We start from the raw sequence: 23,498 nt of genomic DNA, 5'->3' as shown, positions 1-23,498 counted from the left end.
GCGGTTCAAGCCTTGTCCGTGGCCGGCTTGGGCTCGGTCGGCAAGGTGAAACCCGACACCGAGCGCCGCAACTGGCTGGCCATTTTTGCCAGGTTGCCGATGCTCTCGGCGGTCGCCGTGGAGCCGGACGAAGTCTGCGAGGTGATCTGCTGGATCACGTTCATGGTCAGGGAAATCTGCCCGGCGGACGACGTCTGTTGCTGCGCGGCGTTGGAAATGCTCTGGATCAGCGCCGCCAGGGTCTTCGATACGCCTTCGATTTCTTCCAGGGCCACCCCGGCATCCTGCGCCAGCCGCGCGCCACGCACCACTTCGGTGGTGGTCTGCTCCATGGAAATCACCGCTTCATTGGTATCAGTCTGGATCGCCCGGACAAGGGTTTCAATTTGTCGGGTCGCGGCGGACGAACGTTCGGCCAGCCGTTGCACTTCGTCAGCGACCACGGCAAAGCCGCGCCCGGCGTCACCGGCCATGGAGGCTTGAATGGCTGCGTTGAGGGCGAGGATGTTGGTCTGGTCGGCAATGTCGTCGATCAGGCTGACGATGTCGCCGATTTCCTGGGAAGACTCGCCCAGGCGCTTGATGCGTTTGGCAGTGTCCTGGATCTGCTCGCGGATGTTGTCCATGCCGTGGATGGTGTTGTGCACCACCTCGTTGCCCTTGTTGGCGATTTCCACCGAACGCTCGGCCACCGCGGAGGATTCGGCAGCGTTGGCCGAGACCTGATCGATGGACTGCGCCATGTCGTTGATTGCCGTGGAGGCTTCGGAAATCTGCTGCGCCTGATGCTCCGAGGCCTGGGCCAGGTGCATGGCGGTGGCCTGGGTTTCCTGCACGGCGGCGGCGACCTGGCCGGCGGTGAGGTTGATGGTCGCCACCAGGTCGCGCAGTTGGTCGACGGAATAGTTGATCGAGTCGGCGATGGTCCCGGTGAAGTCTTCGGTCACCGAAGCGGTCACGGTCAGGTCGCCGTCGGCCAGGTCTTCGATTTCGTCCAGCAAACGCATGATCGCGTTCTGGTTGCGCTCGTTCTTCTCGGCGGTTTCCTGGAGCTGGCGGTTGGTTTCGCGAACCATCACCAGACCGATGAGGATGATCGACATCAGCGCCAGCAAACCCAGCACGTAGCCGCCGATGGTGTCGGTGTTGCGCCCGCCCGCGAGGTTTTCGAAACCGGTGGCCAGGTGCGAGGCTTCATCGAGCAGGGTTTGCGACAGGGTGAAGATGCTGGTGGCGGACTCGCGGACTTTGAACAGTTCCGGCGAGGTTTCGAGGATTTCATCCACCGAGCCGGAGACGAATTCGAACAGTTCGGAGATTTCGGTCAGGCGCGCCCGAGCATCCTTGTCTTCGACCTGGCTGACTTTCAGCGCCGGGTTGCCCTGGAGCATGCCGTTGAGCACCTGACCGAAACGGGCGGCATCGCGGCCGAAGGCGTCGGCGGCCTGCTGCGAGTTTTCGTCGCCGGACAACACCGTGTTCACCGCGCCGAGAATCCGTTCAGCCAACAGCGATTGACGCTGGGCCATCGCGACCTGAGCTGCCGGGGCACCGCGCTGCAGGAGGATTTCGACGACTTTTTCGTACTCGACCTGCAACTGCGGCACGGTTTCGGCCAGGGTCGCGGCGACCTGATGCAGGGACAGCACGGTTTGTTCGCTGGACAGAATGGCGTCGGTGTTTTTCAGCAGGCGTTCCCAGTCCAGCTGCACGGCGCGCATTTCCGGGCGCACGGTGGACGGCGCGGGCGGCAGGCCGGTGCTCGGGTCGCCCTTTTTCAGGTAACCCCAGCGCTGGGCAAAGTCGTTGCGCGCATCGCTGAGCAACTTGAACGCGGCAGCCTTGCCGGCGGCGGCTTCCGTGGCGTTCTTGGCGATGCGCTGGGACAGCACGCGCAGCTCACCGGCGTGGCCGATGTACTGCTTGTCGTAGGTGGCCTGGGTGTTGAGGTAAGCGAAGTTGGCGAACAGCAGCATGATGAAGATGATCAGCGCGATAAACAGCACGATGATCTGCGAACGGCTGCGGGACCCTTCGGGGGTGCCTGTTTTTGCTTTTGTCATCGGTCCTCGCCTGTACTGCCCAATTCAACCCATCCCCTGTAGGAGCGAGGCTTGCCCGCGAAAGCGGTTATTCATTCAACATTAATGTCGACTGACACGACGCCTTCGCGGGCAAGCCTCGCTCCTACGGGATTGCGGTGCCTACACCGCCACATGCATGAAATCCTGGGACTGCGCCAACGCAAACGGGCTGAACACTTGCCAGCTCTGTTCCCGCTGGAACCGGCCCTGGACGAACGCGTCCATCGCGCCGCTGATCTCGTTCGGCGGCACCGCTTCCAGGCTGTCCTGGGCAAAGTGCTGCAAACCGTAGACTTCATCGACCATCAACCCGGCGAATACGTCTTTGTATTCCACCACCAACACCCGCCGCTGCTTGCGCACCGCCGACAGCTCATGACCGAGCTCTTGATCAGAAAAGAAAGCGCACACATCCATGATCGGCAACAACCGCCCGCGCAAGTTGGCCACGCCCTTGACCCAAGGCTTGACCCCCGGCAGTTGGGTGTAGCGCGGTTCATGCAGGACTTCGCTGACTTCGCCCATCGGCGCGACGTACCAGTGCTCGCCCAGGCGAAAACCGATGCCGCTCCAGTTGTCCTGTCGCGACGGCTGGGACGGCAGGTCTGCGGCCAGCACGCGACAACGCTGGTCGATCTGCAGCAGCAGTTCGAAAGCCGTCAGCGACTCGCTCATGACCGGGCGATCAACCGGCCAGCACGTTGTTCAGGGTCTTGATCAGGGTTTCTTCGTCGACCGGTTTGGTCAGGTAGTCCTTGGCGCCCTGGCGGGTGCCCCAGACCTTGTCGGTCTCCTGATCCTTGGTGGTGATGATGATCACCGGGATGTGCCCGGTGTCCGGGTCTTTGGTCAACTGGCGGGTGGCCTGGAAACCGTTGAGGCCGGGCATGACGATGTCCATCAGCACGGCGTCGGGTTTTTCCTGGCGGGCCAGCGCCACGCCGTCGGCGCCGTTTTCGGCTTTCAACACTTCATGACCGTGCTTTTCCAGCATGCCGGTCAGTTTGTACATTTCGGTCGGCGAATCATCGACGATCAGAATACGTGCCATGGTCTTCCCCATTCTTCTTGTCGACGCCGGGCCCGTTGGCCGAGCGTCACTGTGCGTGTCCTACTGCGGCAAAACGGCGGCGAAGCCCGGAACATGGGCCTGGATCGCGTTCAGCAGTTCTTCCTTGCTGAAAGGCTTGGTCAAAAACTGGTCGGAGCCGACGATGCGCCCCTTGGCCTTGTCGAACAACCCGTCCTTGGACGACAGCATAATCACTGGCGTGGACTTGAACGCACTGTTGTTCTTGATTAAAGCGCAGGTCTGATAACCATCCAGGCGCGGCATCATGATGTCGACAAAGATAATGCCCGGGTGATTGTCGGCAATCTTGGCCAGCGCATCGAAACCATCGACGGCGGTGATGACTTCACAGCCCACGTTTTTCAGCAGCGTTTCGGCGGTGCGGCGAATCGTCTTCGAATCGTCGATCACCATGACCTTCAAGGCGCTGGAATGCTGTTCCATAAATGCTCTACCGTCGCCTTTGCGAATCAATTTGTCCGTTTGACGGCTTCAAACCCTTGATGGTGAAGGGCCAGTCGCACTTGGCGACCTTTTTAGCACAGTCTCAATGACCAATCTATCGGCCGACGGGCGCGGTGGTTTTTCCTTGACCGGGAACACACTCAGCGCCACTCTGACGCCACTTTTTCGTGTCCTTTCGGACCACCCCATTTCGAGGAAAAACCCATGAGCGTTCGCGTCGGGATTGTCATGGACCCTATCGCCAGCATCTCCTATAAAAAGGATAGCTCGCTGGCCATGCTGCTGGCCGCACAGAAGCGCGGCTGGGAACTGTTCTATATGGAACAGAAGGATTTGTACCAGGGCGAAGGTGAAGCACGGGCGCGGATGCGGCCGCTGAAGGTGTTCGCCAACCCGGAGAAGTGGTTCGAACTGGAAGCCGAGACCGACGCGTTGCTGAGCGATCTGGACGTGATCCTGATGCGCAAGGATCCGCCGTTCGACATGGAATTCGTTTACTCCACCTACTTGCTGGAGCAAGCCGAGCGCGCGGGCGTGCTGGTGGTCAACAAGCCGCAGAGCCTGCGCGACTGCAATGAAAAGCTGTTCGCCACGCTGTTCCCGCAGTGCACGCCGCCGACCGTGGTCAGCCGCCGCGCCGACGTGTTGCGTGAATTCGCCGCCAAGCACGGCGATGTGATCCTCAAGCCGCTGGACGGCATGGGCGGCACCTCGATCTTCCGTCACCGTGCGGGCGATCCGAACCTGTCGGTGATCCTCGAAACCCTGACCGCCCTGGGCACCCAGCAGATCATGGGCCAGGCTTACCTGCCGGCAATCAAGGACGGCGACAAACGCATCCTGATGATCGACGGCGAGCCGGTGGATTACTGCCTGGCGCGCATTCCGGCGGCGGGCGAAACCCGTGGCAACCTCGCCGCCGGTGGTCGTGGCGAAGCCCGTCCGCTGAGCGACAAGGACCGCTGGATCGCCGCCCAGGTCGGCCCGACCCTGCGTGAGAAAGGCCTGTTGTTCGTGGGTCTGGACGTGATCGGCGAGAGCCTGACCGAAATCAACGTCACCAGCCCGACCTGCATTCGCGAGATTGATAACGCGTTTGGCACCGATATCGGTGGGATGCTGATGGAGGCGATCGAGAAGAAGCTGCAAGTTGCAAGCTCCAAGCCGCAAGTTTGAAGCGCTCGGCGTGCAACTTGTCGCTTGAAGCTTGAACCTTGAAGCTAAAAACCAACATTGCGTTATCATGCCGAGCCCGTAAAAACGCGATGTTGGTTTTTCTGTTATGACGCTCCCGTCCGATCTGCCCGTTGAACTCGCCCATCGTGGCGTGCGCCCGGCCGATCGCCTCGGTTTTACCCTGTTTCTCGCGGCGTTGATTCACCTGGCCTTGCTGTTGGGCGTCGGCTTTTCCATGGTCGAACCCAAGCAGATCAGCAAAACCCTGGAAATCACCCTCGCCACCTTCAAAAGCGACACCAAGCCGAAAAAAGCCGATTTCCTCGCCCAGGAAAATCAGCAAGGCAGCGGCACCCTGGATAAAAAGGCGATTCCCAAGACCACCGAGGTCGCGCCGTTCCAGGACAACAAGGTGCAGAAAGTCACTCCACCGCCGGCAGCCAAGCCCGAAGTGCCGGAAGCCGCGCCCAAGGCTGCGGTGACCACCGTCGCGCCGAAGCCGAAAAAAGCCCCGGCCAAGAACGAAGAACCCAAGACCCCGCCCAAACCCGCCGTGGCCGCGCCGACGTTCGACAGCTCGCAGCTGTCCAGCGACATTGCCAGCCTGGAAGCGGAACTGGCCAACGAACAACAGCTGTACGCCAAGCGCCCGCGCATCCACCGCTTGAGCGCGGCCTCGACCATGAAAGACAAGGGCGCCTGGTACAAGGACGAATGGCGCAAGAAGGTCGAGCGCATCGGCAACCTCAACTACCCCGACGAAGCGCGACGCAAGCAGATCTACGGCAACTTGCGCCTGATGGTCTCGATCAACCGCGACGGCTCGCTGTACGAAGTGCTGGTGCTGGAATCCTCCGGGCAACCGTTGCTGGACCAGGCGGCCCAGCGGATCGTGCGGCTGGCGGCACCGTTTTCGCCGTTTACCGGGGATTTGTCGGACATCGACCGGCTGGAAATCATTCGGACGTGGAAGTTTGCGCGCGGGGACAAGCTCTCCAGTAACTGACCGATGGATTTGTGGTGATCGGGCCGACGCCTTCGCTCCTGTAGGAGCGAGGCTTGCCCGCGAAGGGCCCCTCAAGCAAACCCAGATCAAAAACACACCCGCGCAGCCATTTCCTACACATCCCCAGCTTGTCAGTTCGCCCCTCCAACGCCACACTAGCGCTCATGAAGAACGTCAGCCCCAGCTACCTCAAGCATCACTTCCTGATCGCCATGCCTCACATGGCCGACCCGAACTTTGCGCACACCTTGACCTACATCGTCGAGCACACGGCCAATGGCGCCATGGGGCTGGTGGTCAACCGTCCGCAAGAACTGAACCTGGCCGATATCCTCGAGCAACTGCGCCCTGACATCGAGCCGCCCGTGCTCTGTCAGCATGTGCCGATCTTTATCGGCGGGCCGGTGCAGACCGATCGCGGGTTTGTCCTGCATCCGTCGGGGAAAACCTTCCAGGCGACCGTTGATCTGGAAGGCGAGCTGTCCTTGTCCACCTCCCAGGACGTGCTGTTCGCCATCGCCGACGGCGTCGGTCCGGCAAAAAGCGTGATCACCCTCGGCTACGCCGGTTGGGAAGCCGGGCAACTGGAAGCCGAGCTGGCGGACAACGCCTGGCTGACCTGCCCGTACAACGCCGACATCCTCTTCAATACCAGCAGCGAATCGCGCCTCGAAGCGGCGGCCCGGCACTTAGGTGTCAACCTCAGCCTGCTGACCAGCCAGGCGGGCCACGCCTGATGGCCCTGCGACTGATCCTGGGTTTTGACTACGGCACCAAACAGATCGGCGTGGCGGTCGGCCAGGTGATTACCGGCCAGGCTCGCGAGCTGTGCACCTTGAAGGCACAAAACGGTATCCCAGACTGGAATCAGGTCGAAGCCCTGATCAAGGAATGGAAACCCGACGCCGTGGTGGTCGGCCTGCCGCTGAACATGGACGGTACGCCGAGCGACATGTGCCTGCGGGCCGAGAAGTTCGCCCGCCGCCTCAACGGCCGCTACAACCTGCCCTTCTATACCCACGACGAACGCCTGACCACTTTTGAAGCCAAGGGCGAGCGGCGTGATCGTGGCGGGCAAAAAGGCAGCTACCGCGACAACCCGGTCGATGCCATTGCCGCCGCGCTGCTGCTGCAAGGCTGGCTCGACGAAAACACCGCACTGTTCGAATCCTGAAGAGTCGTCTCGACGCCTCTCTATAGCGACAACCCGAGCCAAACCACGCCGCCTTACTCAAAGGCAGGGCTCGGGCCCAAGAAGGAGCAACCATGAGCCTGCCCAATCCCGCCGAACTGATCAGCCAGATGGCGATCCGTCTCAAGGCACACCTGGAACACCGTGGCATCAGTGAACCGCGCTACATCGGTATTCGTACCGGCGGCGTCTGGGTCGCCCAGGCCTTGCTCGATGAACTGGGCAGCGACTCGCCCCTCGGTACCCTGGACGTGTCCTTCTACCGCGACGACTTCAGCCAGAACGGCCTGCACCCGCAAGTGCGCCCGTCGGCCCTGCCGTTCGAGATCGAAGGCCAGGATCTGGTGCTGATCGATGACGTACTGATGAGCGGCCGCACCATCCGCGCCGCCATGAACGAACTGTTCGACTATGGCCGCCCGGCCAGCGTGACGCTGGTATGCCTGCTGGACCTGGACGCCGGCGAGCTGCCGATCCGCCCGAACGTGGTGGGCGCGACCCTGTCACTGGCGGCCCACGAACGGGTGAAGCTGTCCGGCCCGTCACCGCTGGTGCTCGAACTGCAAGACCTCGCCCTTTAATCCGCCCTATTGAGAGTCCCCCTCGCGATGACGCCTCTAGATACCAAGCGCCCGCTGCAGCTCAATGATCAGGGCCAGCTGCGCCACTTCCTCTCGCTCGACGGTTTGCGCCGCGAGTTGCTGACGGAAATCCTCGACACAGCCGACTCGTTCCTCGAAGTCGGCGCCCGGGCGGTGAAGAAGGTCCCGTTGCTGCGCGGCAAGACCGTGTGCAACGTGTTCTTCGAGAACTCCACCCGCACCCGCACCACCTTCGAACTGGCGGCCCAACGCCTGTCGGCGGACGTGATCACCCTGAACGTGTCGACCTCGTCGGCGAGCAAGGGCGAAACCCTGCTCGACACCCTGCGCAACCTGGAAGCCATGGCCGCCGACATGTTCGTCGTGCGCCACGGTGACTCCGGCGCCGCGCACTTCATCGCCGAACATGTTTGCCCGCAAGTGGCAATCATCAACGGTGGCGACGGCCGCCACGCGCACCCGACCCAGGGCATGCTCGACATGCTGACGATTCGTCGGCACAAGGGCGGCTTCGAAAACCTCTCCGTGGCCATCGTCGGCGACATCCTGCACTCGCGGGTCGCGCGCTCGAACATGCTCGCGCTGAAAACCCTCGGCTGCCCGGACATCCGCGTGATCGCGCCGAAAACCCTGCTGCCGATCGGCATCGAGCAATACGGCGTGAAGGTTTACACCGACATGACCGAAGGCCTGAAAGACGTCGACGTGGTGATCATGCTGCGCCTGCAACGTGAGCGCATGACCGGCGGCCTGCTGCCGAGCGAAGGCGAGTTCTACCGCCTGTTCGGTCTGACTACCGCGCGCCTGGCCGGGGCCAAGCCCGATTGCATCGTCATGCACCCGGGGCCGATCAACCGTGGGGTGGAGATTGAGTCGGCGGTGGCCGACGGCCCGCACTCGGTGATCCTCAACCAGGTGACTTACGGTATTGCGATTCGTATGGCCGTGCTGTCCATGGCCATGAGCGGGCAAACAGCCCAGCGCCAATTCGAGCAGGAGAACGCCCAGTGAAGCTCAGCATTCTCGGCGCACGCGTCATCGATCCAGCCTCGGGGCTGGATCAAGTTACCGATATCCATGTTGAAGCCTGCAAGATCGTTGCCCTTGGCGCGGCGCCGGCCGGTTTTGTCCCGGTCGAGACCATCGACGCCAAAGGCCTGGTGGCCGCGCCTGGGCTGGTTGACCTGAACGTCGCCCTGCGCGAACCGGGTTACAGCCGCAAAGGCTCGATTGCCAGCGAAACCCGCGCCGCTGCCGCCGGTGGCGTGACCAGCCTGTGCTGCCCGCCGAAGACCAAACCGGTGCTCGACACCTCGGCTGTGGCCGAACTGATCCTCGACCGCGCCCGGGAGGCCGGCAACACCAAGGTGTTCCCGATTGGCGCCCTGAGCAAAGGCCTGGACGGCGAGCAGCTGGCCGAGCTGGTCGCGTTGCGCGATGCCGGCTGCGTGGCCTTCGGCAACGGTCTGGAGAGCTTCCGCAACACCCGCACGCTGTGTCGGGCGCTGGAATATGCGGCGACGTTCGACCTGACGGTGATTTTCAATTCTCAGGATCATGACCTGGCCGAAGGTGGCCTGGCCCATGAAGGCCCGACCGCGAGTTTCCTTGGCTTGCCGGGGATTCCGGAAACCGCTGAAACCGTGGCCCTGGCCCGGGATCTGCTGCTGGTCGAGCAAAGCGGCGTGCGTGCGCACTTCAGCCAGCTCACCAGCGCTCGCGGCGTGGCCCTGATCGCTCAGGCCCAGGCGCGTGGATTGCCGGTGACCGCCGATGTCGCCCTGTACCAGTTGATCCTGACCGACGAAGCGCTGATCGACTTCAGCAGCCTTTATCACGTCCAGCCGCCGCTGCGCACCCGCGCCGACCGGGATGGCCTGCGGGCGGCGGTGAAGTCCGGTGTGGTTTCGGCCATCTCCAGCCATCACCAGCCCCACGAGCGGGACGCCAAACTGGCGCCGTTCGGTGCCACCGAGCCAGGGATCAGCAGTGTTGAGCTGTTGCTGCCGTTGGCGATGACCTTGGTGGAGGATGGCTTGCTCGATCTGCCGACCCTGCTCGCGCGCTTGAGCGCAGGGCCAGCCGACGCCTTGCGCTTGCCGGCGGGCAAGTTGGCGGTGGGCGGTGCGGCGGATATCGTGCTGTTCGACCCGGCGGCCTCGACCGTGGCCGGTGAAACCTGGCTGTCCAAGGGCGAGAACTGCCCGTTCATTGGCCACAGCTTGCCGGGCGTGGTGCGTTACACCCTGGTGGATGGGCGGATCTGCCACCAGGCTTAACACCTTGTGGCGAGGGGGCTTGCCCCCGTTGATCGTTCCCACTCTCCGCGTGGGAACGATCATCTTCGCTCTTATCTTTGACTCTGCGCGTTACGCACCGACACCTGATCATTCAGCGTCCAGAAGTCATACAACACCCCCAGAAAGAACACCCCGCCCGTCACCAGGTACAGCAAACCGCTGATCCACTTCCCCTGATACATCCGGTGCACGCCGAACACCCCCAGAAACGCCAGCAGGATCCACGCGACGTTGTATTCGATCGGCCCAGCGGTAAAACGCAGGTCTGCCTCACGGTCCATGGCCGGGATCAGGAACAGGTCGATCAACCAGCCGATGCCAAACAAACCGAAAGTGAAGAACCAGATCGTCCCGGTCACCGGCTTGCCGTAATAGAAGCGGTGAGCCCCGGTAAAACCGAAAATCCACAGCAGGTAACCAATGACTTTGCTGTGGGTGTCTTGGTATTCGCCAGGGTGTCGATAGCTGTTCATTGATGACCTCGTTTCAGACGATAGATAAATATTGTTGAATTCTTTGTGACTTTTTTACGAGCACCCGACGTATGGCAAATGCTACCTTCACTCCCGTCAAAGCCTTATACCACCTGACCTCTGTCAGACAATCGCGTCAATTTACCGCTTATTTGGTTCCGTTGACTCCAAGGTCCAATCGACCAACGGGCTCGGAAGGGTCAAAAAAGCTGTTATAAAGTTGCGCGCTAACCCATATGAGCCTTGCCTAATGCGTCCATTTTTCAAGACATGGCTAACCATTTGCCTTTTGATGCCACTGGCCGCCCACGCCACCAATCGTGAGCAACGTCTTCCAAACGTTAATGGTTACACCCCGAAATCCCATGTTTCTGCTCCTTCGAGCAAAAACAAGCAAAGTGCCAAACACTCCACCACGCTGGCCACCGCCAACAGCAAGCTGGTGCCGCCAATGGCGACCAAGCAAAGCAGCAACGTGTTGAGCCGTGCCGTGAACGTCCTCGGCACTCCTTACCGTTGGGGCGGCAGCAGCCCAAGTAAAGGGTTCGATTGCAGTGGCCTAGTGAAATACGCGTTCAACGACGCTACGTTCGACCTGCCGCGCACGTCCAACGCGATGGCCAGTGGTCATGGCGAGAAAGTCGATCGCAAGGATCTGAAGCCGGGCGATCTGATTTTCTTCAACATCAAGAGCCGTCGAGTCAACCACGTCGCCATCTACCTGGGCAACGACCGCTTCATCCACGCACCACGTCGTGGCAAAGCGGTGTCCATCGATACGCTGAAGAAGCCGTATTGGGAAAGCCACTATGTGGTGGCCAAGCGGGTTTTGCCGAAAGAACCGAATCAGATGCGCGTCGTTCAGCGTTGATTTGAAGCTTCCGTCGTTCTTGAGGTCCCCTTCGCGGGCAAGCCTCGCTCCTACAGGTCATGCGCCATTTTCACGGCACATATCAATCCTGTAGGAGCGAGGCTTGCCCGCGAAGGCGTTTGTGGATCTGTCAAAAGTTATCCGGCGACCGCGCCTTCTCCCGCGCGTGCTCGCGGCTGATCAAGCCCTTGGTCACCAACTCCTTCAAGCACATATCCAGCGTCTGCATCCCCAGGTTGCCCCCGGTCTGAATCGACGAGTACATCTGCGCCACTTTGTCTTCGCGAATCAGGTTACGGATCGCCGACGTGCCGAGCATGATCTCGTGCGCCGCAATCCGCCCGCCGCCGATCTTCTTGACCAGCGTCTGTGACACCACCGCCAACAACGATTCGGACAGCATCGAACGCACCATCGACTTCTCGTCCCCCGGAAACACGTCCACCACTCGGTCGATGGTCTTCGCCGCCGACGTGGTGTGCAGCGTGCCAAACACCAGGTGACCGGTCTCGGCTGCCGTCAACGCCAGGCGAATGGTCTCCAGATCGCGCATCTCGCCCACCAGAATCACGTCCGGGTCTTCGCGCAGCGCCGAGCGCAGGGCGGTGGCGAAACTGCGGGTATCACGGTGAACTTCGCGCTGATTGATCAGGCATTTGCGCGATTCATGCACGAACTCGATCGGGTCTTCGATGGTGAGGATGTGGTGATGGCGATGGTTGTTGAGGTAATCGATCATCGCCGCCAGGGTGGTGGACTTGCCGGAACCGGTCGGGCCGGTCACCAGCACCAGGCCACGGGGAGCGTCGGTAATCTTGCGAAACACATCGCCCATGCCAAGGTCGTCCATGCTCAGGACCTTCGACGGAATGGTGCGGAACACGGCGCCGGCGCCCCGGTTTTGGTTGAACGCGTTGACCCGGAAGCGCGCCAGGCCCGGCACGTCAAAGGAAAAATCGGTTTCCAGATGCTTCTCGAAGTCCACCCGCTGGGTGTCGTTCATGATGTCGTAGATCAGCTCCTGCACCTGTTTCTGGTCCAGAGCCGGCAGATTGATCCGCCGCACATCGCCATCGACGCGAATCATCGGTGGCAGGCCGGCAGACAGGTGCAAGTCGGACGCGCCCTGTTTGGCGCTGAATGCCAGCAGCTCAGTGATATCCATAGCGCTCCTCAATTCCAGTAGAATGCCGCGAACCTTCAGACTGGCGGCGCCTCTTGATGTCCACGATAGCAGACAACATTCTCCAGGTTAGTTCGCGTATCCAGGCTGCGACCCAAGCGGCTCACCGCGATGAGCACAGCGTCCAGTTGCTGGCCGTGAGCAAGACCAAGCCCGCCGAGGCCCTGCGTGAAGCCTACGCCGCCGGGTTGCGGGACTTTGGCGAGAATTATCTGCAGGAAGCCCTGAGCAAACAGCTCGAATTGGCCGACCTGCCCTTGATCTGGCACTTCATCGGCCCCATTCAATCGAACAAGACTCGCGCTATCGCCGAGCACTTCGCTTGGGTGCATTCCGTGGATCGTTTGAAAATCGCACAACGCCTGTCCGAACAACGTCCTGCCGATTTGCCACCTCTGAACATCTGCATCCAGGTCAACGTCAGCGGCGAGGACAGCAAGTCCGGCTGCACTCCGGCCGACCTGCCCACGCTGGCGACTGCCATCAGCGCCCTGCCGCGCCTGAAATTGCGCGGCTTGATGGCGATCCCCGAGCCGACCGAAGATCGCGCCGCCCAGGATGCCGCTTTTGCTGCCGTGCAAAGCCTGCAAGCCAGCCTGAACCTGCCGCTCGACACACTTTCCATGGGCATGAGCCACGACCTCGAGTCGGCTATCGCCCAAGGCGCCACGTGGGTCCGTATCGGTACGGCCCTGTTTGGCGCCCGCGACTATGGCCAGCCATAACGTGACTGATTCCTCTCTTTACAAGGACCTGACATGAGCAAGACTCGTATTGCCTTTATCGGTGCCGGCAACATGGCCGCCAGCCTGATCGGTGGCCTGCGCGCCAAAGGTCTGGAAGCGGCCCACATCCGCGCCAGCGACCCGGGCGCCGAAACCCGCGCTCGCGTGAGCGCTGAACACGGCATCGAAGTGTTCGCCGACAACGCCGAAGCCATCCAGGACGCCGACGTCGTGGTGCTGGCGGTCAAACCCCAGGCGATGAAAGCCGTGTGCGAAGCGATTCGCCCAAGCTTGAAACCGAACCAACTGGTGGTGTCCATCGCCGCCGGCATCACTTGCGCCAGCATGAACAACTGGCTCGGCGCCCAGCCGATCGTGCGTTGCATGCCCAACACCCCGGCGCTATTGCGTCAGGGCGTGAGCGGCTTGTACGCCACCGCCGAAGTGAATGCCGAGCAACGCCAACAGGCGCAAGAGCTGCTGTCCGCCGTCGGCCTCGCGCTGTGGCTGGACGAAGAGCAGCAACTGGACGCCGTCACCGCTGTTTCGGGCTCGGGGCCGGCGTACTTCTTCCTGCTGATCGAAGCGATGACCGCGGCCGGGGTGAAACTCGGCCTGCCCGCGGACATCGCCGCGCAACTGACCCTGCAAACCGCACTCGGCGCCGCGCACATGGCGGTCGCCAGTGATGTCGACGCGGCAGAACTGCGTCGCCGTGTGACTTCGCCTGCGGGCACCACGGAAGCCGCCATCAAGTCGTTCCAGGCCGGGGGCTTCGAAGCCCTGGTAGAAAAAGCACTCGGCGCCGCTGCGCACCGCTCGGCCGAGATGGCCGAACAATTGGGTCAATAAGGAGCCTTTCATGATTGGATTGAACACTGCAGCGGTCTACGTGCTGCAAACCCTCGGCAGCCTGTACCTGCTGATCGTGCTGTTGCGCTTTGTGCTGCAACTGGTGCGCGCCAACTTCTACAACCCGCTGTGCCAGTTCGCGGTAAAAGCCACCCAGCCGCTGCTCAAACCACTGCGCCGGATCATCCCGAGCATGTTCGGCCTGGACATGTCCTCGCTGGTGCTGGCGATCCTCGTGCAACTGGCGTTGATGGCCCTGACCCTGCTGCTGACCTACGGCACCACCGGTAACCCGCTGCAATTGTTTATCTGGTCGCTGATCGGCGTGACCGCGCTGTTCCTGAAGATCTTCTTCTTCGCCCTGATCATCAGCGTGATCCTGTCCTGGGTCGCTCCGGCCAGCCATAACCCCGGCGCCGAACTGGTGAACCAGATCTGCGAGCCGGCCCTGGCGCCGTTCCGCAAGATCCTGCCCAATCTGGGTGGCCTGGATATCTCGCCGATCCTCGCGTTCATGGTGCTCAAACTGCTGGACATGCTGGTGATCAACAACCTCGCCGCCATGACCATGATGCCGGACATCCTGCGTTTGCTGATCTGACCCGGTGAGCTACTTTCGCTGGGACGGTGATGACTTGATTCTGGAATGTCACCTGCAACCGGCGGCCCGCAGCGATGATTTCTGCGGGCTGCATGGCGACCGACTGAAAATCCGCCTGACCGCGCCGCCGGTCGAGGGCAAGGCCAACGCCTACCTGATGGCGTTTCTGGCCAAGGCGTTTGGCGTGTCCAAGAGCCAGGTGAGTTTGATCAGCGGCGAGCTGAACCGGCAGAAGCGGGTGCGGATTTGTTCGCCAAAGAAGTTGCCTGAGTTGCCGGATCTGGTGCGTCCGGCAGGTTGACCGCGTTATCGTTCTTCGCGGGCAAGCCTCGCTCCTACAGGTCCGGGGTCGCACCCGATTCCGCTACCAACACAAACCCCGTAGGAGCAAGGCTTGCCCGCGAAGGCCGCACCTCGGTTTAACTGAATGAAATCAGCCCCGCCCTTTGCTTGCCGCTAGCCACAGCGGTCTTTAGACTTACGCCTCATTTCAACGAGAGCAGGGTCGATGCCAACTGCCTTTCCCGCCGATTCTGTTGGTCTGGTGACGCCGCAAATGGCGCACTTCAGTGAACCCCTGGCCCTGGCCTGCGGCCGTTCGCTCCCAGCTTATGACCTGATCTACGAAACCTACGGCACGCTGAACGCCACGGCGAGCAACGCCGTGCTGATCTGCCACGCCTTGTCCGGTCACCACCACGCTGCCGGTTTCCACAGCCCCGACGACCGCAAACCCGGTTGGTGGGACAGCTGCATCGGCCCCGGCAAGCCGATCGACACCAGCAAGTTCTTCGTGGTCAGCCTGAACAACCTCGGCGGCTGCAACGGTTCCACCGGCCCCAGCAGCCTCAACCCGGAAACCGGCAAGCCGTTCGGCGCCGACTTCCCGGTGCTGACCGTGGAAGACTGGGTGCACAGCCAGGCGCGTCTGTCCGACCTGCTCGGCATCCGCCAGTGGGCGGCGGTGATCGGCGGCAGCCTCGGCGGCATGCAGGCCTTGCAGTGGACCATCACCTACCCCGACCGCGTGCGGCACTGCCTGGCCATCGCCTCGGCGCCCAAGCTGTCGGCGCAGAACATCGCGTTCAACGAAGTGGCGCGCCAGGCCATCCTCACCGACCCCGAGTTCCACGGTGGTTCGTTCCAGGAAGCCGGGGTGATCCCCAAGCGTGGCCTGATGCTGGCGCGGATGGTCGGGCACATCACTTACCTGTCCGACGATTCCATGGGCGAGAAATTCGGCCGCGGCCTCAAGAGTGAAAAGCTCAACTACGACTTCCACAGCGTCGAGTTCCAGGTCGAGAGCTACCTGCGCTATCAGGGTGAAGAGTTCTCCGGGCGTTTCGACGCCAACACTTACCTGTTGATGACCAAAGCCCTGGATTACTTCGACCCGGCGGCAAACTTCGACGATGACCTGGCGAAAACCTTCGCCGGCGCCACCTCCAAGTTCTGCGTGATGTCGTTTACCACCGACTGGCGCTTCTCCCCTGCCCGCTCCCGGGAACTGGTGGACGCGCTGATGGCGGCCAAGAAAGACGTGTGCTACCTCGAGATCGATGCTCCGCAAGGCCACGACGCCTTCCTGATTCCGATCCCGCGTTACCTGCAGGCGTTCAGCAATTACATGAACCGTATTTCGTTGTGAGTAAGCCATGAGAGCTGATCTGGAAATCATCCAGGAATGGATTCCCGCCGGTAGCCGCGTGCTCGACCTCGGTTGCGGCGACGGCGAACTGCTGACCTGGCTGCGCGACAACAAGCAAGTCACCGGTTATGGCCTGGAAAACGATGCGGACAACATCGCCGAGTGCGTGGCCAAGGGCATCAATGTGATCGAGCAGGACCTGGACAAGGGCCTCGGCAACTTTGCCAGCAACAGCTTCGACATCGTGGTCATGACCCAGGCCCTGCAAGCCGTGCATTACCCGGACCGGATTCTCGACGAAATGCTGCGGGTCGGGCGCCAGTGCATCATCACCTTCCCCAACTTCGGTCACTGGCGTTGCCGCTGGTACCTGGCGAGCAAGGGCCGGATGCCGGTGTCCGAGTTCCTGCCGTACACCTGGTACAACACGCCGAACATCCACTTCTGCACTTTCGGCGACTTTGAAGAACTGTGCCGCGAACGTGAAGCGAAGGTCATTGATCGGCTTGCCGTGGATCAACAGCACCGACACGGGTGGGCCAGTAAGCTATGGCCTAATCTGTTAGGTGAGATCGGTATCTACCGCGTCAGCAGTCCCGGGCTGCAAGACCACAAGGTCGCGGTCTGAAACCACGCCATTCCAAGGAGAACGAACATGGGTCGTCTAGCGCTGTTTGTACTTACTGCCTGCCTGAGCGTCACCGCCATGGCCGCCGATATCATCAAGGGCGAGCGCCAGGAAACGTTTGGTGATGTGACGGTGCACTACAACACCTTCAATTCCACGTTTCTGACACCGGACATTGCCAAAGCGGCCGAGCTGATCCGCAGCAAGAACCAGGGCGTGATCAACGTGTCGGTGATCAAGGACGGCAAACCGCTGATCGCCCAGGTCAGCGGCACAATCAAAGACCTGACCAGCAAAACCGTCACGCTGAACTTCCGCCAGATCACCGAACAGGGTGCGGTCTACTACATCGCGCAATACCCGGTGGACCAGCAGGAAACCCGCACCTTTGAAATCAAGGTGCAGAACGGCGATAAAATCAACACCATCAACTTCAACCAAGAGCTTTTCCCCGGCGAATGATGAACTTCACGCAACTCGTACTGGCCAGCCATAACGCCGGCAAACTCAAGGAACTCCAGGCCATGCTCGGCGCCTCGGTGCAACTGCGCTCGATCGGCGAGTTCAGCAGCATCGAGCCTGAGGAAACCGGCTTGTCGTTCGTCGAGAACGCCATCCTCAAGGCCCGCAACGCCGCGCGCATCTCCGGCCTGCCGGCGCTGGCCGACGATTCGGGGCTGGCGGTGGATTTCCTGGGCGGTGCGCCGGGCATTTATTCGGCGCGTTACGCTGACGGTCAGGGCGATGCGGCGAACAACGCCAAACTGCTCGACGCCATGAAAGATGTGCCGGAAGCCGAGCGCGCGGTGCGCAGTTCGTCTGCGTGCTGGCGCTGGTGCGACATGCCGATGATCCATTGCCGGTCCTCTGCGAAGGCCTGTGGCACGGCCGAATCCTGCAAGCTGCCAGCGGCGAGCACGGTTTTGGTTATGACCCGCTGTTCTGGGTGCCGTCACGCGACTGCTCCAGCGCCGAATTGAGCCCGAGCGAAAAGAACCTGATCAGCCACCGCGCCCGTGCAATGGATCTGCTGCGCCAGCGTCTAGGCTTGATATGACCCACGACTCATCCGCGTCGCCGCTGATCTTCGGCGGCGCCGCCCAATCGCCTCGGGCCGCGCTGCCAGTGCTGCCGCCCCTGGCGCTGTACATCCACATCCCGTGGTGTGTGCGCAAATGCCCTTATTGCGACTTCAACTCCCACACCGCCAGCCCGGTGCTGCCGGAAGAAGAGTACGTCGACGCGTTGCTGGCCGACCTCGATCAGGACCTGCACGCGGTTTACGGGCGCGAACTGAGCTCGATCTTCTTCGGTGGCGGCACGCCGAGCCTGTTCAGTGCCGCAGCACTGGGCCGTTTGCTCAAGGGTGTGGAACAACGGATTCCGTTTGCCGGCGACATCGAAATCACCCTGGAAGCCAACCCCGGGACCTTCGAACAAGAGAAGTTCGTTGCCTACCGCGCGCTGGGGATCAATCGCCTGTCGATTGGCATCCAGAGCTTCCAGGAAGAGAAACTCAAGGCCCTGGGGCGAATTCACAACGGCGACGAAGCGATACGTGCCGCCGGCATGGCCCGTCAGGCCGGGTTCGACAACTTCAACCTGGACCTGATGCACGGCTTGCCCGATCAGTCTCTGGACGACGCCCTGAGCGACTTGCGCCAGGCCATCGCCCTGAAACCCACCCATTTGTCCTGGTATCAGCTGACCCTGGAGCCGAACACCGTGTTCTGGAACCAGCCGCCGACGCTGCCGGAAGACGACACGTTGTGGGACATTCAAGAGGCTGGCCAGGCGCTGCTCGCCGAACACGGTTACGCGCAGTACGAAGTTTCGGCCTATGCCCTGCCCGGTCGCCCGGCGCGGCATAACCTCAATTACTGGAGTTTCGGCGACTTCATCGGCATCGGCGCCGGCGCCCACGGCAAGCTGAGTCACCCGGACGGGCGCATCGTGCGCACCTGGAAAACCCGCTTGCCAAAGGATTACCTCAACCCGGCCAAAAGCTTCAAGGCTGGCGAGAAAGCCCTGACCAATGACGAGTTGCCTTTCGACTTCCTGATGAACGCCCTGCGTCTGACCGAGGGCGTGGAATCGCGCCTGTATCCGGAGCGCACCGGCCTGCCCCTGGAAAGCCTCGCCGAAGGTCGCCGCGAGGCAGAACAAAGCGGCTTGTTGCAGGTCGAACCGTCACGTCTGGCGGCCACCGAGCGCGGACAACTGTTTCTCAATGACTTGCTGCAGACATTTCTGAGCTGATTTCAGCCTTAAGGGAAAACCAATGGATCTGATCCTCGACCTGCTCGCCACCGTGTCCCGCTGGAGCCGTAGCAACCTGTCGGAAATCTCCCTGGCCCTGGTGGGCTGCCTGCTGGTGCTGTTTGGCGCCGACATCAAAGGCTGGGTCGAACAACGCCTGGGCGGCATCGCCGGCGCCCTGCGCGTCCCGTTGATGTCCCTGCTGTGCATGGTGGGTAGCGGCGTCGCGCTGATCTACGCCACGCCATGGATCATCAAGGGCCTGAGCCAGTTCAACAACTACAGCCTGGCGCCGGTGTTGCTGGTGGTGTTGGTGTTGATTGGCGTGGTCGCTGATCGCCGCTGAATCCCAGAAAAACCCGTAGGAGCGAGGCTTGCCCGCGAAGGCGTCGTATCAGTCGATGATGATCGTGACTGATACGACGCCTTCGCGGGCAAGCCTCGCTCCTACAAGGTTGTGGTCGATGCATTGTTTGCTAACAGTCAGGGAAGATCATGAGTAAAAAGCTGCTGGACGAGACAAGCAAATTTCTCAGCTATGTATTGCGTCACGAACCCCAGGCCATCGGGCTGGAACTGGATGCCGACGGCTGGGCGGATATCGACGCACTGATTAGCGGCGCGGCGCTCGATGGCAGAACGCTGGATCGGGACTTGATCCAGCAAGTCGTCGACAGCAGCGACAAGAAACGCTTTTCAATCTCCGAAGACGACCAACGCATTCGCGCCGTGCAAGGCCACTCGACCAAAACCGTCGACCTGCAATTCGAAGAGAAACGCCCTCCTGCCACGCTGTACCACGGCACCGCGACACGGTTCATGGCATCGATCAACGAGCAGGGATTGATTGCGGGGTCGCGCCATCACGTGCACCTGTCCCAAGAGGTCGAAACCGCCAGCGCCGTAGGCCAGCGTTATGGGACCGTGGTGATTCTGAAGGTCGCTGCTTTGCAGATGCTGGAGCAAGGCTTCAAGTTCTATCAGGCTGAGAATGGCGTCTGGCTGACAGAGCATGTACCGGTGAAATTCATCACACCGGTGTAGCCGCCGCACAAAAAAACGTAGGAGCGAGGCTTGCCCGCGAAAGCGGTGTGTCAGTCGATGATGATAGTGGCTGGCACGCCGCCTTCGCGGGCAAGCCTCGCTCCTACAGGTTGCGGGTCGCTTAAGGCTGTTTTTGATCGTTCCGACGCTCTGCGTAGGAACGATCAGTCGGGCTATGCTTAGGACTGCTTTTCGAACTTCAGGTCCCACACGCCATGCCCAAGACGTTCGCCGCGGCGTTCGAACTTGGTAATCGGGCGCTCGGTCGGGCGCGGGACGCATTTGCCGTCTTCGGCCAGGTTGCGGTAGCCCGGCGCGACGTTCATCACTTCCAGCATGTACTCGGCATACGGTTCCCAGTCGGTGGCCATGTGCAGAATGCCGCCGACTTTCAATTTGCTGCGCACCAGTTCAGCGAACGAGGCCTGGACGATGCGGCGCTTGTGGTGACGGCTCTTGTGCCACGGGTCCGGGAAAAACAGCATCAGACGGTCGAGGCTGTTGTCGGCGATGCATTGGTTGAGCACTTCGATCGCGTCGCAATCGTAGACCCGCAGGTTGGTCAGGCCCTGAGTCAGCACGCCATTGAGCAGCGCGCCGACACCCGGACGGTGAACTTCCACGCCAATGAAATCCTGTTCCGGCGAAGCCGCGGCCATTTCCAGCAGCGAATGGCCCATGCCGAAGCCGATTTCCAGGGAGCGCGGGGCCGAGCGGCCGAACACCTGGTCGAAGTCCACCGGCGCATCGGCCAGCGGCAGGACGAACAGCGGCGTGCCCTGCTCCAGGCCTTTTTGCTGGCCTTCGGTCATGCGTCCGGCGCGCATCACGAAACTCTTGATGCGGCGGTGTTGGCGTTCTTCGCCTTCTTCCGGCTGGATAGGCGTGTCGTTCGATTCAGTCATCAATGGCTCTTACTTGATCAGACCATCCAGCGGCGAGGAGGCGCTGGCATAGAGTTTTTTCGGCATGCGGCCGGCGAGGTAGGCCAGGCGACCGGCGACGATGGCGTGTTTCATGGCTTCGGCCATCATGATCGGCTGCTGGGCGTGGGCGATGGCCGAGTTCATCAGCACCGCTTCGCAACCCAGTTCCATGGCGATGGTGGCGTCGGAAGCGGTGCCGACACCGGCATCCACCAACACCGGAATCTTGGCTTCTTCAAGGATGATCTGCAGGTTGTACGGGTTGCAGATCCCCAGGCCCGTGCCGATCAGACCAGCCAGCGGCATCACCGCGATAACGCCGATTTCCGCCAGTTGACGGGCGATGATCGGGTCATCGCTGGTGTAGACCATCACGTCGAAGCCTTCCTTGACCAGCACTTCGGCGGCCTTGAGGGTTTCGATCACGTTGGGGAACAGGGTTTTCTGGTCGGCCAGCACTTCCAGCTTCACCAGGTTATGGCCGCCGAGCAGCTCACGGGCCAGGCGGCAGGTGCGCACAGCCTCGGTCGCGTCGAAGCAACCGGCGGTGTTCGGCAGGAAGGTGTAGCGATCCGGCGACAGGACTTCGAGCAGGTTCGGCTCTCCCGGGTTCTGGCCCAGGTTGGTGCGACGCACGGCGAAGGTGACGATCTCGGCACCCGAGGCTTCGATGGCCAGGCGGGTTTCTTCCATGTCGCGGTACTTGCCGGTGCCTACCAGCAAACGCGACTGGTAAGTACGACCGGCCAGGACGAAGGGCTTGTCGCTACGAACGATGCTCATGGGAAATCCTCTGTAGGGGTGAGGTTCTTGCAGAATTCTGTGCCCTTGCGGGCCGGGCGACTAGCCGCCGCCGATGGCGTGCACGACTTCGACGCTGTCGCCGTCGTTCAACGTGGTGTCAGCGTGCTGGCTGCGCGGGACGATATCCAGATTGAGCTCAACCGCCACCCGGCGTCCGGTCAGTTCCAGACGGGTCAGCAGGGCCGCGACGGTTTCACCGTCGGGCAGTTCAAGGGATTCGCCGTTCAACTGAATGCGCATGCAAGAAGCCGCCATCATTTTTAGGGGCTGGCATTCTAGCCCGATCATGACCTAAAGGTCAGCACCAAGCGTCAAGCGGTCAGCGGCAAGCGCCACGCGGCGAGGCCCAGACACAGCCAACCAATCAGGAACGCCAGGCCTCCGAACGGTGTGATGATCCCCAGCTTGCTGACTCCGGTGATGGTCAGCAGGTACAAACTGCCGGAAAAAAGCAGGATGCCAATGGCAAAGGATGCGCCAGCCCAGGTGATCAAACGCCCCTGGATCTGCGTGGCCAGCAACGCGACGCCCAGCAACGCCAGGGTGTGCACCAGTTGGTAGGTGACGCCGGTATGGAAAATCGCCAGGTATTCCGGGGTCAGGCGGTTTTTCAGGCCATGGGCGGCGAACGCGCCAAGGGCCACGCCGGTGAAGCCGAAGAAAGCGGCCAGCATCAGAAAGCCACGCAGCATGAGAACTCCAGTCAGACTCGATCAACAGGGTCTGTATAATGGCCCGCTCAACGGGTTCGGCCAAGCCATCTCTATGCTGCGTTTATTTTTACGACGATTCACTAAGGCCCTGCTCTGGTTCGCTTGCGGCAGCGTGGCGCTGGTCCTGATTTTCCGCGTGGTGCCTCCACCGGGTACGGCGTTGATGGTCGAGCGCAAAGTCGAATCCTGGTTCGACGGCGAGCCCATCGACCTGCAACGTACCTGGAAACCCTGGGATGAAATCTCGGACGACCTAAAAGTCGCGGTGATTGCCGGCGAAGACCAGAAGTTCCCGGAGCACTGGGGATTCGACTTCGGTGCGATCCAGGCAGCTCTGGCGCACAACGAACTCGGCGGCTCGATTCGTGGTGCCAGTACCTTGAGTCAGCAAGTGTCGAAAAACCTGTTTCTGTGGTCCGGCCGCAGCTGGCTGCGCAAAGGCCTGGAAGCGTGGTTTACCGGGCTGATTGAAGTGTTGTGGCCCAAACAGCGGATTCTTGAGGTTTACCTGAACAGCGTCGAGTGGGATGACGGGGTGTTTGGCGCGGAAGCGGCGGCCCGGCATCACTTTGGTGTCGGCGCCCGGTCATTGTCCCGGCAGCAGGCGAGTTTGCTGGCGGCGGTGTTGCCGAATCCACGGGTTTGGAGCGCGAGTCATCCGACTAATTATGTAGCGCGGCGTGCCGGGTGGATTCGCCAGCAGATGAGTCAGCTGGGTGGCGATAGTTATCTGCTGGGCCTCAACGATTCGCGACGCGCACCGTGGGCCCAATGAATTGACGCGATCCCTGTAGGAGCGAGGCAGGAATAGCGGACACCAACAAAAACGCCCCGATCATCACTGATCGGGGCGTTTTTATTGCCGGTGCGCCGG

Annotated in this window: 29 protein-coding genes and 1 pseudogene; 20 read left to right on the top strand and 10 right to left on the bottom strand. The window is 61.4% G+C overall.

Going from position 1 to position 23,498, the window contains the following annotated elements; all coding sequences use genetic code 11:
* Positions 1 to 5: 5 nt before the first annotated feature.
* The 4 genes from ACZ89E_RS24830 to pilG all read right to left on the bottom strand — a co-directional run bounded on the left by ACZ89E_RS24830 (position 6) and on the right by pilG (position 3,600).
* Positions 6 to 2,063 carry a methyl-accepting chemotaxis protein gene (locus tag ACZ89E_RS24830; protein ID WP_149659719.1) on the bottom strand — a complete coding sequence of 686 codons (2,058 nt, stop codon included), beginning with the start codon at positions 2,061 to 2,063 and terminating at the stop codon, positions 6 to 8.
* 141 nt (positions 2,064 to 2,204) lie between these two features.
* Positions 2,205 to 2,759: a chemotaxis protein CheW gene (locus tag ACZ89E_RS24825; protein ID WP_149659720.1), complete on the bottom strand. Its 555-nt coding sequence runs from the start codon at positions 2,757 to 2,759 to the stop codon at positions 2,205 to 2,207.
* 10 nt (positions 2,760 to 2,769) lie between these two features.
* A complete protein-coding gene (gene pilH, locus ACZ89E_RS24820; protein ID WP_027926574.1) occupies positions 2,770 to 3,135 on the bottom strand; it encodes a twitching motility response regulator PilH in 366 nt (121 codons plus the stop codon).
* A gap of 60 nt (positions 3,136 to 3,195) precedes the next feature.
* On the bottom strand, positions 3,196 to 3,600 hold the full coding sequence (gene pilG, locus ACZ89E_RS24815) for a twitching motility response regulator PilG (RefSeq protein WP_111448588.1): 405 nt from the start codon (positions 3,598 to 3,600) through the stop codon (positions 3,196 to 3,198).
* Positions 3,601 to 3,825: 225 nt separating this feature from the next.
* Between pilG and gshB the strand changes: the two genes are divergently transcribed.
* The 7 genes from gshB (at position 3,826) to ACZ89E_RS24780 (ending at position 9,876) form a co-directional block, all read left to right on the top strand.
* Positions 3,826 to 4,797 carry a glutathione synthase gene (gene gshB / locus ACZ89E_RS24810; RefSeq protein WP_476256631.1) on the top strand — a complete coding sequence of 324 codons (972 nt, stop codon included), beginning with the start codon at positions 3,826 to 3,828 and terminating at the stop codon, positions 4,795 to 4,797.
* Positions 4,798 to 4,903: 106 nt separating this feature from the next.
* Positions 4,904 to 5,803 carry an energy transducer TonB gene (locus ACZ89E_RS24805; RefSeq protein WP_476256630.1) on the top strand — a complete coding sequence of 300 codons (900 nt, stop codon included), beginning with the start codon at positions 4,904 to 4,906 and terminating at the stop codon, positions 5,801 to 5,803.
* Between the two features lie 164 nt (positions 5,804 to 5,967).
* Positions 5,968 to 6,540: a YqgE/AlgH family protein gene (locus ACZ89E_RS24800; protein ID WP_123404202.1), complete on the top strand. Its 573-nt coding sequence runs from the start codon at positions 5,968 to 5,970 to the stop codon at positions 6,538 to 6,540.
* Positions 6,540 to 6,977 (top strand): Holliday junction resolvase RuvX, encoded by a 438-nt coding sequence (gene ruvX / locus ACZ89E_RS24795; RefSeq protein ID WP_005792259.1) that lies wholly within the window; start codon positions 6,540 to 6,542, stop codon positions 6,975 to 6,977. Before ACZ89E_RS24800 ends, ruvX begins: the two co-directional genes overlap by 1 nt.
* A 92-nt stretch (positions 6,978 to 7,069) precedes the next feature.
* Entirely contained in the window at positions 7,070 to 7,576 is a 507-nt protein-coding gene (gene pyrR / locus ACZ89E_RS24790) for a bifunctional pyr operon transcriptional regulator/uracil phosphoribosyltransferase PyrR (RefSeq protein WP_476256629.1), read from the top strand.
* 27 nt (positions 7,577 to 7,603) lie between these two features.
* Complete coding sequence (locus ACZ89E_RS24785; RefSeq protein WP_007913665.1) at positions 7,604 to 8,608, top strand: aspartate carbamoyltransferase catalytic subunit; 1,005 nt, start codon at positions 7,604 to 7,606, stop codon at positions 8,606 to 8,608.
* Positions 8,605 to 9,876: a dihydroorotase gene (locus ACZ89E_RS24780; protein WP_476256628.1), complete on the top strand. Its 1,272-nt coding sequence runs from the start codon at positions 8,605 to 8,607 to the stop codon at positions 9,874 to 9,876. Before ACZ89E_RS24785 ends, ACZ89E_RS24780 begins: the two co-directional genes overlap by 4 nt.
* A 71-nt stretch (positions 9,877 to 9,947) precedes the next feature.
* Here the strand turns inward: ACZ89E_RS24780 and ACZ89E_RS24775 are convergent, their stop codons facing one another.
* The gene (locus ACZ89E_RS24775) at positions 9,948 to 10,370 is read right to left on the bottom strand and encodes an NINE protein (RefSeq protein ID WP_149659725.1); all 423 of its coding nucleotides are present in this window, start codon (positions 10,368 to 10,370) and stop codon (positions 9,948 to 9,950) included.
* 250 nt (positions 10,371 to 10,620) lie between these two features.
* Here ACZ89E_RS24775 and ACZ89E_RS24770 point away from each other — a divergent pair, with 250 nt between their 5' ends.
* Positions 10,621 to 11,241 carry a C40 family peptidase gene (locus tag ACZ89E_RS24770; RefSeq protein WP_149659726.1) on the top strand — a complete coding sequence of 207 codons (621 nt, stop codon included), beginning with the start codon at positions 10,621 to 10,623 and terminating at the stop codon, positions 11,239 to 11,241.
* 130 nt (positions 11,242 to 11,371) lie between these two features.
* Here ACZ89E_RS24770 and ACZ89E_RS24765 read toward each other — a convergent pair whose 3' ends face one another.
* Positions 11,372 to 12,406, bottom strand: a complete 1,035-nt coding sequence (locus ACZ89E_RS24765) for a type IV pilus twitching motility protein PilT (protein ID WP_133835591.1) — start codon at positions 12,404 to 12,406, stop codon at positions 11,372 to 11,374.
* Between the two features lie 56 nt (positions 12,407 to 12,462).
* Between ACZ89E_RS24765 and ACZ89E_RS24760 the strand changes: the two genes are divergently transcribed.
* From ACZ89E_RS24760 to ACZ89E_RS24710, 11 genes and pseudogenes are all read left to right on the top strand, one after another.
* Complete coding sequence (locus ACZ89E_RS24760; RefSeq protein ID WP_476256627.1) at positions 12,463 to 13,149, top strand: YggS family pyridoxal phosphate-dependent enzyme; 687 nt, start codon at positions 12,463 to 12,465, stop codon at positions 13,147 to 13,149.
* A 33-nt stretch (positions 13,150 to 13,182) separates the two neighbouring features.
* The gene (gene proC / locus ACZ89E_RS24755) at positions 13,183 to 14,001 is read left to right on the top strand and encodes a pyrroline-5-carboxylate reductase (RefSeq protein WP_463258746.1); all 819 of its coding nucleotides are present in this window, start codon (positions 13,183 to 13,185) and stop codon (positions 13,999 to 14,001) included.
* 10 nt (positions 14,002 to 14,011) lie between these two features.
* Positions 14,012 to 14,602, top strand: a complete 591-nt coding sequence (locus ACZ89E_RS24750; RefSeq protein ID WP_149659729.1) for a YggT family protein — start codon at positions 14,012 to 14,014, stop codon at positions 14,600 to 14,602.
* A gap of 4 nt (positions 14,603 to 14,606) precedes the next feature.
* A complete protein-coding gene (locus tag ACZ89E_RS24745; protein WP_149659730.1) occupies positions 14,607 to 14,903 on the top strand; it encodes a DUF167 domain-containing protein in 297 nt (98 codons plus the stop codon).
* Positions 14,904 to 15,110: 207 nt separating this feature from the next.
* The gene (metX, locus tag ACZ89E_RS24740; protein WP_149659731.1) at positions 15,111 to 16,250 is read left to right on the top strand and encodes a homoserine O-succinyltransferase MetX; all 1,140 of its coding nucleotides are present in this window, start codon (positions 15,111 to 15,113) and stop codon (positions 16,248 to 16,250) included.
* A 7-nt stretch (positions 16,251 to 16,257) separates the two neighbouring features.
* The gene (metW, locus tag ACZ89E_RS24735) at positions 16,258 to 16,878 is read left to right on the top strand and encodes a methionine biosynthesis protein MetW (RefSeq protein ID WP_054044417.1); all 621 of its coding nucleotides are present in this window, start codon (positions 16,258 to 16,260) and stop codon (positions 16,876 to 16,878) included.
* Positions 16,879 to 16,905: 27 nt separating this feature from the next.
* Positions 16,906 to 17,340, top strand: a complete 435-nt coding sequence (locus ACZ89E_RS24730) for a DUF4426 domain-containing protein (RefSeq protein ID WP_149659732.1) — start codon at positions 16,906 to 16,908, stop codon at positions 17,338 to 17,340.
* A pseudogene (rdgB, locus tag ACZ89E_RS24725) lies at positions 17,337 to 17,935 on the top strand (RdgB/HAM1 family non-canonical purine NTP pyrophosphatase). The gene ACZ89E_RS24730 and the pseudogene rdgB overlap by 4 nt, the downstream one beginning before the upstream one ends.
* Positions 17,932 to 19,137: a radical SAM family heme chaperone HemW gene (hemW, locus tag ACZ89E_RS24720; protein WP_149659734.1), complete on the top strand. Its 1,206-nt coding sequence runs from the start codon at positions 17,932 to 17,934 to the stop codon at positions 19,135 to 19,137. The pseudogene rdgB and the gene hemW overlap by 4 nt, the downstream one beginning before the upstream one ends.
* A gap of 22 nt (positions 19,138 to 19,159) precedes the next feature.
* Positions 19,160 to 19,483: a DUF3392 domain-containing protein gene (locus ACZ89E_RS24715; RefSeq protein WP_054044425.1), complete on the top strand. Its 324-nt coding sequence runs from the start codon at positions 19,160 to 19,162 to the stop codon at positions 19,481 to 19,483.
* A gap of 149 nt (positions 19,484 to 19,632) precedes the next feature.
* Positions 19,633 to 20,181: an RNA 2'-phosphotransferase gene (locus ACZ89E_RS24710; protein WP_476256626.1), complete on the top strand. Its 549-nt coding sequence runs from the start codon at positions 19,633 to 19,635 to the stop codon at positions 20,179 to 20,181.
* Between the two features lie 179 nt (positions 20,182 to 20,360).
* Here ACZ89E_RS24710 and trmB read toward each other — a convergent pair whose 3' ends face one another.
* From trmB to ACZ89E_RS24690, 4 genes are all read right to left on the bottom strand, one after another.
* Positions 20,361 to 21,086, bottom strand: a complete 726-nt coding sequence (gene trmB, locus ACZ89E_RS24705) for a tRNA (guanosine(46)-N7)-methyltransferase TrmB (RefSeq protein WP_149660323.1) — start codon at positions 21,084 to 21,086, stop codon at positions 20,361 to 20,363.
* A 9-nt stretch (positions 21,087 to 21,095) separates the two neighbouring features.
* The gene (locus ACZ89E_RS24700; protein ID WP_008068101.1) at positions 21,096 to 21,890 is read right to left on the bottom strand and encodes a thiazole synthase; all 795 of its coding nucleotides are present in this window, start codon (positions 21,888 to 21,890) and stop codon (positions 21,096 to 21,098) included.
* A gap of 60 nt (positions 21,891 to 21,950) precedes the next feature.
* On the bottom strand, positions 21,951 to 22,151 hold the full coding sequence (gene thiS, locus ACZ89E_RS24695) for a sulfur carrier protein ThiS (protein ID WP_008026157.1): 201 nt from the start codon (positions 22,149 to 22,151) through the stop codon (positions 21,951 to 21,953).
* A 71-nt stretch (positions 22,152 to 22,222) separates the two neighbouring features.
* The gene (locus ACZ89E_RS24690) at positions 22,223 to 22,603 is read right to left on the bottom strand and encodes a DUF423 domain-containing protein (RefSeq protein WP_149660322.1); all 381 of its coding nucleotides are present in this window, start codon (positions 22,601 to 22,603) and stop codon (positions 22,223 to 22,225) included.
* A gap of 73 nt (positions 22,604 to 22,676) precedes the next feature.
* On the opposite strand from ACZ89E_RS24690, the gene mtgA reads away from it, so the two are divergent.
* Positions 22,677 to 23,399, top strand: coding sequence for a monofunctional biosynthetic peptidoglycan transglycosylase (gene mtgA / locus ACZ89E_RS24685; RefSeq protein ID WP_463258749.1), 723 nt, complete (start codon positions 22,677 to 22,679; stop codon positions 23,397 to 23,399).
* The last annotated feature ends 99 nt before the right edge of the window (positions 23,400 to 23,498 follow it).

Source organism: Pseudomonas sp. TE3899, assembly GCF_056279105.1.
The sequence above is the reverse complement of the archived record's forward strand: the minus strand, read 5'-3'. Positions and strand labels throughout refer to the sequence as shown.